Source organism: Rhizobium sp. SRDI969, from assembly GCF_025152725.1.
Classification (GTDB): Bacteria; Pseudomonadota; Alphaproteobacteria; order Rhizobiales; family Rhizobiaceae; genus Rhizobium; species Rhizobium leguminosarum_I.
Window position 1 is genome coordinate 4615337 of record NZ_CP104035.1, and the last position, 13784, is coordinate 4629120.

Genomic DNA, 13784 nt, shown 5'->3' on the forward strand with positions numbered 1-13784 from the left:
CTTGGGAGTGCGGCTGCCGGCTGCCGGCGGCCAATGAAAATCCGGTTCCGGTGCGCTTAAATGCCTGCGCTCCCTTCCAGCATCGAGGCTTCGAGAATATCGAGCGCTTCGCCGAGCACCTCGTCCTGGATGGTGATCGGCGCCAGGAAGCGGATGACGTTTCCGTGGACGCCGCAGGTGAGCAGGATCAGGCCCTTGTCGAGCGCGATCAGACGCACCCGGTTGGCGAATTCCGCACTCGGCAGTCCCGTCGTCCGGTCGTTGAATTCGACGGCATTCATGAAACCCGGCCCGCGGATATCGACGATCTCCGGCACCGTCTCGCGCATTGATTCCAGCCGCTGCTTCAGCCGCCCGCCGAGCTGGTTGGCCCGGTTGCAGAGATCTTCCTCGACAATGACGTCGAGCACGGCATGGGCGGCCGCGATCCCGAGTGGATTGCCGCCATAGGTGCCGCCGAGCCCGCCCGGTCCTGGCGCATCCATGATTTCGGCGCGGCCGGTGACGGCGGCGAGCGGAAAGCCGCCGGCCAGGCTCTTTGCCATCGTCGTCAGGTCGGGCGCCACTTCGTGATGGTCCATTGCGAACATCCTGCCGGTGCGGGCAAAGCCGGTCTGCACCTCGTCGGCGATCAGCAGGATGCCGTGCTGGTCGCAGAGCTCGCGCAGCGCCTTCATGAAGGCGGCGGGTGCGGCGTAGAAGCCGCCTTCGCCCTGCACCGGTTCGATGATGATGGCGGCGACGCGCTGCGGATCGACATCGGCGGCGAAGAGCTTCTTCAGCGCCGTCAGCGACTGGTCGGCGGTGACGCCGTGCAGCTCGACCGGGAAAGGAATATGGAACACGTCGCCGGGCATCGCGCCGAAGCCGATCTTGTAGGGCACGACTTTGCCGGTCAGCGCCATGCCCATGAAGGTGCGGCCATGGAAGCCGCCGCCAAAGGCGATGACGGCCGAGCGGCCGGTTGCTGCACGCGCGATCTTGACGGCGTTCTCAACTGCTTCGGCGCCCGTCGTGACGAAGATCGTCTTCTTCTCGAAATCACCAGGCAGCAGCGCATTCAACCGCTCGGCAAGATGCACGTAGCTTTCGTAGGGCACCACCTGATGGCAGGTATGGGTGAAGCGATCGAGCTGATCCTTGACCGCGGCGATGACCCGGGGATGGCGGTGGCCGGTATTGAGAACGGCGATGCCGGCGGCGAAATCGATGTAACGGCGGCCTTCCTTGTCCCAGATCTCGGCATTCTCTGCACGATCCGCATAGATCTGGGTCGTCATGCCGACGCCGCGTGAAATAGCGGCGTTCTTCCGGTCCGTAAGGCTTGTCGTGTTCATCGGTGGCTCCTCCGCTGGAAAGTTTGAAAACTATCTTGCATATCTTCTGCAAGATGCATACAAAACACCTACATTTTTCCTGCAAGAAAACAAGCGGCATTTTTTGCTTCAAACATCACGTTTTTTGATGAAAGCTCTGGGGCGATTGGAATCAGGGATGTTGGCGGATGAACGATAACGGGCCTGTGCGCTACAAAGTGGCGGAAGCCGCGCGGCTGGCGGGCGTTTCGGCCTCGACGCTGCGCCTCTGGGAAAGCCAGGGTCTGGTGGTTCCCGGTCGTTCGCAAACCGGTCATCGGCAATACAGCGCCGACGATGTGGCGCGGTTGAAGCGCATCTCCTGGTATCGTATCGAGCGTGGCCTCAATCCCGCGGCAATCCGCGAGGCGCTGGAGAGCGAGGAGCCTTCCGCCGATGGCGCCGAGGCAAGCCAGGATGGCGGCCTCGGCCGCAAGCTGCGCAGCCTGCGCCATGCGAGCGGCAAGACGCTCGATCAGGTGGCTGGCGACATCGGCGTCAGCTCTTCGACGCTCTCGACGCTGGAGCGCACCTCGCAGGGCGTCAGTTTCAAGACGCTGCACGATCTCGCCGAATATTACGGCACCACCGTCTCCCGCCTCTCCGGTGAAGAAAGCGGGGACGTGCCGGCGCTGGTGCGCGCCGGCGAATGGCGCAAGTGGCCGGAAACAACGCCTGGTGTCGCGGTGCAGCTCCTTGCCGAAGGCCGCAGGATGATGGACTGCCACCGTTTCGTGCTGGCGCCGGGGGCTGCCAGCGAAGGCGCCTATCGCCACGAGGGCGAGGAATTCATGCATGTTCTGTCCGGCCGGCTCGAACTGGTGCTCGACAGCGATCAGTTCTTCGATCTCGGGCCTGGCGATTCACTTTATTTCGAAAGCCGCCGCGACCATTCCTGGCGCAACCGCCACGATGGCGAAACCGTGCTTCTCTGGATCAACACCCCGCCGACATTCTGAACGGCCAACACGATGCGGAGACGAAATGAGGTAGAGCGTCCTTTGTGCGTCCAGGAGGACGCACGGCGCTCCAGCGGCTGGAAAGCGGTTTCGCACTCTGCGCCATTGCGCTATAGCGCTGCTGGATAAATTCTTAAATCGGAATCGATTTCAGGATAAAATTAAGCAGCCATTCAAAGTGCTACAGCGTCCTTTGCGCGTCAAAAGAGACGCGCGGCGCTGTGGGGGATGCATTCGAACGAAAGACAATCTCATGGCAGCGACCATACGTTATCACGAAGGCGATATTTCCGCGGCCGATGCAGCCCGCTACACCGGCGCGATTGCGATCGACACCGAAACACTCGGCCTTGTGCCGCGCCGCGACCGGCTCTGTGTCGTCCAGCTTTCGCCGGGTGACGGCACCGCCGATATCATCCGCATCGCCGCCGGCCAGAAAGAGGCGCCCAATCTCGTCGCCCTGCTCGAAGACCCCACCCATCAGAAGATCTTTCATTACGGCCGCTTCGATATTGCCGTGCTCTTCCATACCTTCGGTGTCACGACGACCCGGGTTTTCTGCACCAAGATCGCCTCGCGCCTGATCCGGACCTATACGGATCGCCACGGCCTCAAGGATAATCTCAAGGAGATGCTCGACGTCGATGTCTCCAAGGCGCAGCAATCTTCCGATTGGGCGGCCGAGACGCTGTCCCCGGCCCAGCTCGAATATGCCGCCTCCGACGTGCTTTATCTGCATGCATTGCGCGATAAGCTGACCGAACGCCTGATCCGCGATGGCCGCTACGATCATGCGACGGCCTGCTTCGAATTCCTGCCGACCCGCGCCAAGCTCGACCTGCTCGGCTGGGAAGATGCCGATATCTTCGCCCATAGCTGAGCGAATTGCTTTCATTCTGCGTTTGCCAATAGCCGTACGGCAGGCTTGCCGGCGGCCGTTAGCGATTCGTTAACGCCTGTTCATTAATATTCCTGTTAATTTTTATGCATTTCGATGACGCCGGAACTGCGTCATGCGGACAGGAGGATCTGCTGGGATGCAAGGGGACCGGATGAGCGCGGTCCTTTTCTAGAGCCTGCTTTCATCGTCACTTTACGAAAGGAGCATGCCATGTTGACTCCCGTTCGTGCAGCGTCCAATGCAAGCTTTTCGTCCCAGAGTCAGACAGCGGCGATCGTCGCCGGTGGTCTCGGCCAATCGGTGATTGCCCCCGCGCCTGTCAACGCAGTCGAGGCCGCCGACCTCAATTCCGCCATTGCCGGCAAGCTCAATATTCTGCTCCTTGCGGCGCGCGAGCGCATGGTCGAAGCCCTTTTCGATGTCATCGACGCGGCAGGCCGCTCGATCTCGCTGGAGCGTGGCGAGGACGAGAGCAATCTTGCCTTCGCCTCTCGGCTCGCCGATGCCATCCGGCGACTGCCAACCGCCAGGATCGACGAGGTCGAGCGCCAGCTCACCGAGAATGGGCATAGCGTGCCGCTCCGGACGATCGCCGAGGCCCTGAAGAACCCGACAGGTCCTGAAGCCGCCCGCGTCGTCGCCTATCTGGAGATCGTCCGCTATAAGGATCGCGATCTCGCCGCCCGCGCCGTCGTCCGCTCCTATGGCCAGAACGATGCATCGCCGATGCGCACCGAAGCTCGCCCCGAGATCCGGCTGCCCGAGATAAGGCTGCATGAGGACAGCCTGCCTGCCGCCATGCACCAGCCGGCCGACGCGGCGCCCGCGTCAGCCGATTCGCTGATCGAGGCCGCAGCTTTGGCGACCGTCGAAGAAGCGGTCATCGCCGAAGCCGTGGAAGCTGCCGATCCGGAATCGCCGAAGGCTGAGAACCGGGCTCAATCCGCCCCTGTCACGGCAAGGGAGATCGCCCCGGAAAAATCTGCGCCGCGGGAGATCGAAGCCGGGCAACCGTTGCCGACGGAAGCCGCAGCGGCCGACGATACGCCGGCAACGCCGGAGCCGGCTGCCATCCAAACCAGTGCGATGGCGGAAAAGGTCGATCCTGTCATTCCCAGGAACTGGGCAGGAATTGTCGCCTCGATGACCGAAGAAGTCTCCGAGATGATCGCCACCATCATCCGCGAACAAGACGTCCAGACCGTGCAGGACGATCTTCCCGTCGAGGCGGCAGTGGAGATCGATACGATCCTCGACGACGCCGTCATCAGCGATGCGACCGAAACCCTGACCAGGCAGCCGGCCGAATTCACCGCACCCGATGCTCGCCAATCCGCAGCACTCCGCCCATCGCAGATGGATATCGAGGCCGCGGCTGCGGCCGCCCGTCAGCCGAAAGAAATCTCCGCGCAACCGCAGATGAGGCCGGTTCCCGAGACGGCCGAGGCTTCCTATGTGCCGTTGGCGGCAAGGATGCCGGAGGGATTTGCCTATAGCCAGCTGCCCTACCAGTTCGCCAAGGATACGCCGTCGAACGAGAAGGCAGGCGAAACGCACCACCAGCATCAGCACCACCGTGACGACGCGTCCGAGGATCAGCAGCAGGCGCAGTCCGGCGGCGGCGATGCCGAGCCCGACGCTGAAGAAACCGCCGCTGCACCCGAGCGGAGGACGCCAAGGATGATCGATGCCGAACCGTCGGCCTATCAGGCAGGCGCGGCCGCCGATCCGGTCTATGCGCTCTATCAGCGCATGGTCGGCTGGGAATGATAATTATCATCGCCTGAAAATGAAGAACCCGCCGGATCGCTCCGGCGGGTTCTGCAATTCAAAGGCGGACGCGAGGCTTATTCGCCGCCGCGGTTCTTCAGGGCTGCGCCCAAGATGTCGCCGAGCGAAGCGCCGCTGTCGGACGAACCGAACTGGGCAACGGCTTCCTTCTCTTCCGCAATCTCCAGAGCCTTGATGGACAGCATGATCTTGCGGTCCTTCTTGGAGAAGTTGGTGACGCGGGCGTCGAACACCTGGCCGACCGAGAAACGCTCGGGGCGCTGCTCGTCGCGGTCGCGGGCGAGGTCGGCACGGCGGATGAAGGAGGTGATGTCCTCGTGGTTGACGAGCTTCACTTCGACGCCTCCGTCGTTGACCGCGATGACTTCGCAGGAAACGACTGCATTCTTGCGCAGGTCGCCAGAAGCAGCGGCATCGCCGACTGCATCCTTGCCGAGCTGCTTGATGCCGAGCGAGATGCGTTCCTTCTCGACATCGACGTCGAGAACGACCGCCTTGACGACGTCACCCTTGTTGAACTCCTCGATGACCTGTTCGCCCGGACGGTTCCAGTCGAGGTCGGAGAGGTGCACCATGCCGTCGACATCGCCGTCGAGGCCGATGAACAGGCCGAATTCGGTCTTGTTCTTGACTTCGCCTTCGACTTCAGTGCCGGCCGGATGGCTGCGGGCGAATGCTGCCCACGGATTTTCCAGCGTCTGCTTGAGGCCGAGCGAAATACGGCGCTTGGACGGGTCGACTTCGAGAACGACGACTTCGACTTCCTGGCTCGTGGACAGGATCTTGCCGGGGTGAACGTTCTTCTTGGTCCAGGACATTTCCGAGATGTGGATCAGGCCTTCGATGCCCGGCTCCAGCTCGACGAATGCACCGTAGTCGGTGATATTCGTGACGGTACCGGAAATCTTCTTGCCTTCCGGATACTTAGCCTGGATGCCATCCCACGGATCGCTCTCGAGCTGCTTCATGCCGAGCGAGATACGGTGGGTTTCCTGGTTGATGCGGATGATCTGAACCTTGACCTGCTGGCCGATGTTCAGGATTTCCGACGGATGGTTCACACGGCGCCATGCCATGTCGGTGACGTGCAGCAGGCCATCGATGCCGCCGAGGTCAACGAACGCACCATAATCGGTGATGTTCTTGACGACGCCGTCAACAACCTGGCCTTCTTCGAGGTTCTGAACGATTTCAGAACGCTGCTCGGCACGGGATTCTTCCAGAACCGTACGGCGCGAAACCACGATATTGCCGCGGCGCTTGTCCATCTTGAGGATTTCGAAGGGCTGCGGATTGTGCATCAGCGGGGTTACGTCGCGGATCGGGCGAATATCGACCTGAGAACGCGGCAGGAAGGCGATCGCACCGTCGAGGTCGACCGTAAAGCCGCCCTTGACCTGGTTGAAGATCACGCCTTCGACGCGCTCGCCCGCTTCGAACTTGGCTTCGAGCTTGACCCAGCTTTCTTCGCGGCGAGCCTTCTCGCGCGACAGAACGGCTTCGCCAAGTGCGTTTTCGATGCGCTCGACATAGACTTCGACTTCGTCGCCGACCTTCAACAGGCCGTCCTTGGCGCGCGCGCCGAATTCCTTGAGCGCGATGCGGCCTTCAACCTTCAGGCCGACGTCGACAACGGCGACGTCCTTCTCGATGCCCGTGACGATGCCCTTGGTGACATAGCCTTCGGCCAGGTCGTTCTTGGCAAAGGACTCTTCGAGAAGAGCCGCGAAATCCTCGCGGGAGGGGGTAGCTACTGACATAAAATCTCCTGCGTGTCCTGAAACGGAAGCGGACACGTATGCGCCGGTTGGTTTGCGTTAACGGGCCTGAACCCAGTCCGCCCTCTCTTACGAAGGCAATCCGGCGCTTGGACGGAATTTCAGGCTTGCTGTATGAGAAGCGATCCATGCTCAGAGCACGCAAAATCGCTTGAATTTAGGCATTTCGGCTCAAGACCGCATCGATGATCGATTGAGCAGCTTGAAACGCGGCTTCTATACTCATTTCCGACGTATCAAGCAAGTGCGCATCATCAGCTGGTTTCAAAGGGCTGTCGGCCCGTCCCATGTCGCGTTCGTCGCGCCGCTTGACGTCCTCGAAGATCGCATCGAAATCCGCCGTCAGGCCTTTGCCGAGGATCTCGTCATAACGGCGTCTTGCGCGGACTTCCGGCGACGCCGTCACATAGAATTTCACCGCCGCATTCGGGCAGACGACCGTGCCGATATCGCGCCCATCGAGCACCGTTCCCGGCGCTTTCGTCGAAAACCGCCGCTGCGCCTCGACCAGCGCCCGGCGCACCGCCGGCATGACGGCAATCTTCGATGCGGCTTCGCCGATCTCATGTGTGGAAAGTATATCACGATCCAACCCAGCGAGTTCAACCTCTCTTGCGATCTTTTCCGCTACCGCCTCGTCGTCGAGCGGCAGGCCGGCATCGATCAGCGCCTTGGCCGTGGCGCGATAGGTCAGGCCGGTATCGAGATGGTGATATCCGTAGCGCTCTGCGATGAGGCGCGAGAGCGTGCCCTTGCCGGCTGCCGCCGGGCCATCGATGGCGATGATGAAAGTCTCGTTTGTCATCAAATCAGTCCCTGCGGCAGTGCGTGGTAACGATTAATGAGTTCGTCTTTGCGGACATGCGGCAGCTGGCACATCATTCCGCCACGAGCTCGATCTTCGCTCCAAGGCCGGTCATCAGCTGCATGAATTCCGGAAAACTGGTCGCGATCATCGCCGCGTCGTCGATCGTCACAGCATGCTCCGAGGCAAGCCCCAGGACAAGGAAACTCATGGCGATGCGATGGTCGAGATGCGTCCGGACTTGGCCGCCGGCAGCGTTGCCGATGCCCCTGCCGTCTAGCCGGCCGCGCACGATGAGAAAATCCTTGCCCTCGTCGCAGTCGACGCCATTCAGCTTCAGCCCGTCGGCGACGGCGGAAAGGCGGTCGGACTCCTTGACGCGCAGTTCTTCCAGCCCCTTCATGACCGTCGCGCCCTCGGCGAAACAGGCAGCGATGGCGAGAATAGGATATTCGTCGATCATCGACGGCGCCCGATCTTCGGGAACGGTGACGCCCTTGAGCTCGGAATGGCGTACGCGCAGATCCGCCACGTCCTCGCCGCCGGCAAGACGTGCATTCACCACCTCGATATCGGCCCCCATTTCCTGCAGCGTCAGGATCAGCCCCGTGCGGGTCGGGTTCATCAGCACGTTGACGATGGTGATGTCGGAGCCGGGAACAATCAGCGCCGCAACCAGCGGGAAGGCGGTGGAGGAGGGGTCGCCCGGAATATCGATCACCTGGCCCTTAAGCTTGCCGCGGCCTTCGAGCCGGATCGTGCGGACGCCATCCCCGTCCGTCTCGACGGAAAGGGCGGCACCAAAGCCCTGCAGCATTTTTTCGGTATGGTCGCGCGTCATCACCGGCTCGATGACCGTGGTGACTCCCGGCGTATTGAGGCCGGCAAGCAGCACGGCCGATTTCACCTGGGCGGATGCCATCGGCACCCGATAGCGGATCGGGCTCGGCGTTCCCGGGCCTCTGAGCGTCACCGGCAGCCTGTCGCCTTCGGATGCGCTGACCTGCACGCCCATTTCGCGCAGCGGAGCGAGCACACGGCCCATCGGCCGTTTCGAAAGCGAGGCGTCGCCTGTGAAGGTGGAGTGAAAGTCGTATGTGCCGACGAGGCCCATGGTCAGCCGTACGCCGGTGCCGGCATTGCCAAAATCGAGCGGCGCCTCAGGCGCAAGTAGCGCACCATTGCCGGTGCCCTCGATCACCCACTGCGCGCCCTCCTTGCGGATCCCGGCGCCCATCGCCTGCATCGCCCGGCCGGTATTGATCACGTCCTCACCCTCGAGCACGCCGGTGATCCGAGTTTCGCCGGAAGCAAGCCCGCCGAACATGAAGGAACGATGCGAGATCGACTTGTCGCCCGGAATGCGGACGCTGCCCTTGAGACCGGCGGATTTGCGGGCGGTGGCGGGCCTGGGCGCAGAGCCGTTCGGCATGGCGTAATCCTTTGCAAACGCAGTCTATTTTTGCCGCAAGGCAGGCTTGGCCGGTCGCAATTCCCGTCCGCTTCTGCAGCTGTTGCGGCTCGTTAACATAAACGCGCCGGGCGGTCATCCATCGGCTTGCCAAAATCCCGGCGCTCGGATCGCAAAATTTGGCTTTGACATGCGAAGCCACAGCGATTAAGGGGACCGGCTTATAAATTCCGATGGAACGCCGGCTTGAACGGCATCTGCCGAATCTCATATTCGGCTATTCACACGAGGCTTATAGTGGCGAAAGCGGAACTTGGAACCAAGCGTACCGATCCGGAAACCGGCAAGAAGTTTTATGATCTGAACCGGGATCCGATCGTTTCTCCTTATACTGGCAAGTCCTACCCCCTGTCCTTCTTCGAAGAAACCTCGGCGATCGCCGAAGTTGCCGAGGAAGACGAGGTCGCGGAAGTCGATACTGAAAACACCGAAGTCGAACTGGTTTCGCTGGAAGATGCCGATGACGCCGCCGGCGGCGACGACATTCCGGATATCGGCGATGACGATGTCGAAATCGAAGGCGATGACGACGACGACACCTTCCTCACACCCGACGAAGATGACGATGATGACGACATGAGCGATATCATCGGCGTCACCGGCGACGAAGACGAAGTCTGAGACCGCATTTCGGCCCGGCGAGGAAAAAATTCTCCGGGCCGCATTTTTTTAGGCTTGCTATCTCCGGAAACCGGAAGTAATAAGCCGCCACTCCGCAGGGCACGTGCCTTACGAGTATCCCAGGACCGGCCATGAGCCGGACCACCTTGATGGGGCTATAGCTCAGCTGGGAGAGCGCTTGCATGGCATGCAAGAGGTCAGCGGTTCGATCCCGCTTAGCTCCACCAAACTCGTTAGCCAACCAGGTCTTCCATGTAGAGCTCGGCCTGTAGGGCTTCGTTCCATTCATCAGAATGGACCGGACAATAAAAACCTTCGATCTAACAGTAGGCTGCGGCTGGCTGCCTTTGGCAGGATCGAGGCTCCGGCCGATCGCGATCTTCACGCGGCCTCGGGGCCGAAGTCCAAGAAGCCGAACATCGACATCTGGAGTCCGTCGGGAAACAATATGCCCTTGAGAAGAGAGACGGCTTTCTCGCTTCGATGGCTGGCGAGCGAATAATAGATTGTCTGAGCTTCGCGGCGCGCCTTGACGACCTGCTGACGTTTCAGCACGTTCAGATGGTGCGATAACGCCGACTGGCTGAGCCCGACACTTGTGGCGAGTTCCGTGGCTGAGATCTCACCCTTGGCCAGCGTGCGCAGCACGGCTAAACGGCTGACGTTGGCGAGCGCGGAAAAATAGTCCGCCAGCTCACGGTCATTTACGATCATGGCGTGCCTCCTCTGAACACGAAATGTACATTAGCGGCGGGCGAGATTTGCTCATTGACCTAACGCAAATCGCATAGTGAGAAGGCCGCGTCAAAACACGCTGAAGGTCAGCACGGCCCGTGGTGAAAACGGACGCTGTTCGATCCGCGATCGTCCGGCGACGAAAGCAGGGCGCGGGCTTCAGCTTGACTATGCCAGCCATCTCGGCTGACGGCATCATGCGGTCGCACTAGAGCGGGATTGTTTTAGTCGGAATCGGAACAGGGATTCCCTTTCTGGTGCAAATCAGATTCACCATTCTGGCCGGTGCAGGAGGCCGGTCTGGATGGCGAAACCTTTTTCGGATGATCTTCGGGAACGCGTTGTTGGCGCAGTAACGCGCGAGGGCCTGTCGTGTCGAGCGGCGGCAAAGCGCTTCGGCATTGGCATCAGCACCGCGATCGACTGGGTCCGGCGCTTGCGTGAGACGGGCAGCGCGGCTCCCGGCCAGATGGGCGGGCACAAGCCACGGGCGATCTCAGGTAAACATCGGGTCTGGTTGATCGATCGCTGCCACATGCAGGCGTTCACCTTGCGCGGGTTGGTGGCGGAACTCGGAGAGCGCGGCCTGAAAGTGGATTACAGCGCCGTCCGGACCTTCGTGCATGAGGAAGGGCTGAGTTATAAAAAAAGACGTTGGTCGCCAGCGAGCGCGAGCGGCCCGATGTTGCCGCCCGGCGGGCGCGCTGGCTGAAGCATCGCCATCGCATCGATCCATCTCGCCTTGTCTTTATCGACGAAACCTGGACGAAGACGAATATGACGCCGCTCAGGGGCTGGGCGCCGCGCGGCGAACGGCTGTTGGGCCATGCGCCCTTCGGCCACTGGAATACCATGACTTTTGTCGCAGCCCTCAGGGCCGACCGCGTCAGCGCACCGTGGATCATCGACGGCCCGATCAATGGCGAACGCTTTCGCATCTATGTCGAGAGGGTGCTGGTACCGGAGCTCAAACCCGGCGACATCGTCGTCATGGATAATCTCGGCTCGCACAAGGCCGGCGCTATCCGTGCCGCCATCCGCAAGGCCGGCGCCAGATTGTTCTTCCTGCCGCAGTATTCCCCCGATCTCAATCCGATCGAAAAACTCTTCGCCAAGATCAAGCACGAGCTGCGCAAGGCGCAGGCTCGAACCCGACAGGCCATCGACGACGCGCTGGCAGCCACCCTTCAAACCGTCTCGCCGAAAGAGTGCCAAAACTACTTCAAGGAAGCCGGATATGAACGGACATAAAACAATCCCGCTCTAGCGGACGGCTGATGCGGCTCAGGACGAGCGGTCTGCCGGCTGACAGGGGACGGGCTCGATGACTTTTGCCTTATTGCGCAGCATGATCTCCTCGGCGAGCCTTTCGGCGGGCTGCGTGGCGTCGAGGCGCGGCCATGCGATGGCGCCCGTCTCATGCGCGAACTGGTGCGCCAGGATATCGACCGTCGCGTCGGAGGGGCTGCCAACCCGTGCCGCAACGCGCTGCCACAGCAGTGCCGGATCGGCTTCGAGCCAGAAGGCCGAAAAGGGATGGTGGCCTTCTTCCGCCGCTTCCTCGATCATCCGCCGGTGGACCGGCTTGTCGAAGACCGCATCGGCCACCGCCGAACTGCCTTCCGCAAGGATGAGACGGGCGCGCCAGGCCATCTCCTGATAGACCTTTGCCGAAACCTCTGGCCGGTACGCGGCCTTCGGCAGCCTCGTCTCTGCCGGAACGCCGTGCATTGCCTTGCGGATGCGGTCGCTTTCGATGATACGTGCTCCCGGCGCGAGGCCGATCCGCGGCGCCAGCACTTCTGCAAGCGTCGTCTTTCCCGATCCGCTGAGGCCGCCGAGCGCGACGAGTTGTCCCGGCACCTGATGCAGGAGAGACCGGGCGAGCTGGAAATAGGAGCGCGCCTCATCGGTCAACATCGCAGCACGATCACCTGCATCCTCCGTCTGAGTGGCGATCACATGAGCCCGCACGGCAGCGCGTACGGCAATGAAGAACGGCAGTGCTGCAAAACCGTCGTCCTCGTCCGTCTCGTCGAGATAACGGTTCATCACGAGGTTCGCGAACTCGGGATGCCCTCGATGCCAGAGATCCATCAGCAGGAAGGCGAGGTCGTAGAGAACGTCGGTGGTGGCAATCTGATCGTTGAACTCGATGCAATCGAACAGGCATGGTTCGCCAGCAAGCAAGAATATATTGCGGAGATGCAAGTCGCCATGGCAACGCCGGACCTTGCCGGCCAGCCCCCGTCGATCCAGGAGCTGGGCGAGCCGCGCGAGGTGCCTCTCGAAGGCCCCGGTCAGTTCCTCGATCTCGTTGACGGAAAAGATATGGCTAGTCGCAAAGCCGGCCTTATTGACCTTCAGCACCGCAGCCATGCTCGCCGCCCCGCCGTTGGCACTCATGACCGGCGCGAGACGATGAAAGCCGACGATCGCCCTTGCAAGGGATGTCATCATCGACGACGTCAATCCGCCGGAGGTGGCGATATGATCGAGTAGCAGCGACTGATCGAAGCGCCGCATTTCCACCAGAGCATCATGCAGGGTCCCTTGACCATCAAGCGCAAGGCCACCGTCCTTTTCCAGCGTGATCGTCCTGACTCCGAGATAGATGCCGGGCGCCGTGGGCGCGTTCAATTCCACCTCTTTCCGGCATGTCGCCAGCCTTTTCTCCGCCGAGGAGAAATCGGCATAGGGCAGCTTCACGGCGCGCTTCATCTTGTACGCGCGGTCCCCGGCAAGAAAAATGCGCGAGATATGCGTCTCGATCACTTCGACCGGCTGCCCATCCTGGGGCAATGCGTCGTTGAGAAAGGAAATGGTTGCCGACTGGTCTTCCGTGATCATCTGCAAACTTTCAGCTGACATGCCGCGCCATCGAAAGCATCGCCCTGCCTCCGCGACAGTGCATTGACCCGTATCAATGCTCGGACCGCCGCCACATCTCAGAACGAAAGCGAGGCCCCGGGGTCGCGGGGTGAAAATGAACCTGTCTTCGAGAAGACAGCTTGTCGAAGCGCTGATCCCGGTGATCCGGAAAGCCGGCGATGCCGCTCACGTCGCAGGACGACGACGTTGCGGTAAGAGCCAAACAGGACGGTTCACCCGTCACCGCCGCCGATCTTGCCAGCAATGACATCCTGCGCGCAGCATGCCTGGCCGTCTTTCCGGCAATGCCTGTCCCGGCGAAGAAGACAGCCGTGTCTTCGAGGCCCGCAAGGACTCAGATTCCGCTCTCGTGATCGATCCGCTCGACGGCACGAAGGAATTCATAAAAGGCCGAGACGAGTTTGCTGTCAATATCGCCCTATGCACCCGCCCGTGACCGGCTTTTCTTCACCGACGGCGCCGGACTTGCATTCGAG

13 protein-coding genes and 1 tRNA gene are annotated in these 13784 nt (G+C 61.4%); 8 read left to right on the top strand and 6 right to left on the bottom strand.

The window, feature by feature from the left end; genetic code table 11:
- Positions 1–56: 56 nt before the first annotated feature.
- Positions 57–1337, bottom strand: coding sequence for a 4-aminobutyrate--2-oxoglutarate transaminase (locus N2A41_RS22705; RefSeq protein WP_017966428.1), 1281 nt, complete (start codon positions 1335–1337; stop codon positions 57–59).
- A gap of 167 nt (positions 1338–1504) precedes the next feature.
- Here N2A41_RS22705 and N2A41_RS22710 point away from each other — a divergent pair, with 167 nt between their 5' ends.
- The 3 genes from N2A41_RS22710 (at position 1505) to N2A41_RS22720 (ending at position 4985) form a co-directional block, all read left to right on the top strand.
- A complete protein-coding gene (locus N2A41_RS22710; RefSeq protein WP_017966429.1) occupies positions 1505–2314 on the top strand; it encodes a MerR family transcriptional regulator in 810 nt (269 codons plus the stop codon).
- A gap of 253 nt (positions 2315–2567) precedes the next feature.
- Positions 2568–3194, top strand: a complete 627-nt coding sequence (locus N2A41_RS22715; RefSeq protein ID WP_017966430.1) for a ribonuclease D — start codon at positions 2568–2570, stop codon at positions 3192–3194.
- A gap of 231 nt (positions 3195–3425) precedes the next feature.
- Positions 3426–4985: a hypothetical protein gene (locus tag N2A41_RS22720; protein WP_260109765.1), complete on the top strand. Its 1560-nt coding sequence runs from the start codon at positions 3426–3428 to the stop codon at positions 4983–4985.
- A 77-nt stretch (positions 4986–5062) separates the two neighbouring features.
- Here N2A41_RS22720 and rpsA read toward each other — a convergent pair whose 3' ends face one another.
- From rpsA to aroA, 3 genes are all read right to left on the bottom strand, one after another.
- Entirely contained in the window at positions 5063–6766 is a 1704-nt protein-coding gene (gene rpsA / locus N2A41_RS22725; RefSeq protein ID WP_003544285.1) for a 30S ribosomal protein S1, read from the bottom strand.
- Between the two features lie 175 nt (positions 6767–6941).
- Positions 6942–7589 carry a (d)CMP kinase gene (gene cmk, locus N2A41_RS22730; protein ID WP_260109766.1) on the bottom strand — a complete coding sequence of 216 codons (648 nt, stop codon included), beginning with the start codon at positions 7587–7589 and terminating at the stop codon, positions 6942–6944.
- Between the two features lie 73 nt (positions 7590–7662).
- Entirely contained in the window at positions 7663–9021 is a 1359-nt protein-coding gene (aroA, locus tag N2A41_RS22735) for a 3-phosphoshikimate 1-carboxyvinyltransferase (RefSeq protein WP_260109767.1), read from the bottom strand.
- A 276-nt stretch (positions 9022–9297) separates the two neighbouring features.
- Between aroA and N2A41_RS22740 the strand changes: the two genes are divergently transcribed.
- On the top strand, positions 9298–9681 hold the full coding sequence (locus tag N2A41_RS22740) for a TIGR02300 family protein (protein WP_017966434.1): 384 nt from the start codon (positions 9298–9300) through the stop codon (positions 9679–9681).
- A gap of 151 nt (positions 9682–9832) precedes the next feature.
- A tRNA-Ala gene (locus N2A41_RS22745) sits at positions 9833–9908 on the top strand.
- A 154-nt stretch (positions 9909–10062) separates the two neighbouring features.
- Here N2A41_RS22745 and N2A41_RS22750 read toward each other — a convergent pair.
- Positions 10063–10395: an ArsR/SmtB family transcription factor gene (locus N2A41_RS22750; protein WP_260109768.1), complete on the bottom strand. Its 333-nt coding sequence runs from the start codon at positions 10393–10395 to the stop codon at positions 10063–10065.
- A gap of 325 nt (positions 10396–10720) precedes the next feature.
- On the opposite strand from N2A41_RS22750, the gene N2A41_RS22755 reads away from it, so the two are divergent.
- Positions 10721–11667 (top strand): IS630 family transposase gene (locus N2A41_RS22755; protein WP_222282285.1). Its coding sequence is split into 2 segments (ribosomal slippage): positions 10721–11059 and positions 11062–11667, totalling 945 coding nucleotides; the frame shifts between segments, so codons are not numbered across the junction.
- Positions 11668–11700: 33 nt separating this feature from the next.
- On the opposite strand, the gene N2A41_RS22760 is transcribed toward N2A41_RS22755, so the two are convergent.
- Positions 11701–13287 (bottom strand): AAA family ATPase, encoded by a 1587-nt coding sequence (locus tag N2A41_RS22760; RefSeq protein ID WP_260109769.1) that lies wholly within the window; start codon positions 13285–13287, stop codon positions 11701–11703.
- Positions 13288–13466: 179 nt separating this feature from the next.
- Between N2A41_RS22760 and N2A41_RS22765 the strand changes: the two genes are divergently transcribed.
- On the top strand, positions 13467–13661 hold the full coding sequence (locus N2A41_RS22765) for a hypothetical protein (protein WP_017966438.1): 195 nt from the start codon (positions 13467–13469) through the stop codon (positions 13659–13661).
- A complete protein-coding gene (locus N2A41_RS22770; RefSeq protein WP_245268412.1) occupies positions 13658–13744 on the top strand; it encodes an inositol monophosphatase family protein in 87 nt (28 codons plus the stop codon). The genes N2A41_RS22765 and N2A41_RS22770 overlap by 4 nt, the downstream gene beginning before the upstream one ends.
- The last annotated feature ends 40 nt before the right edge of the window (positions 13745–13784 follow it).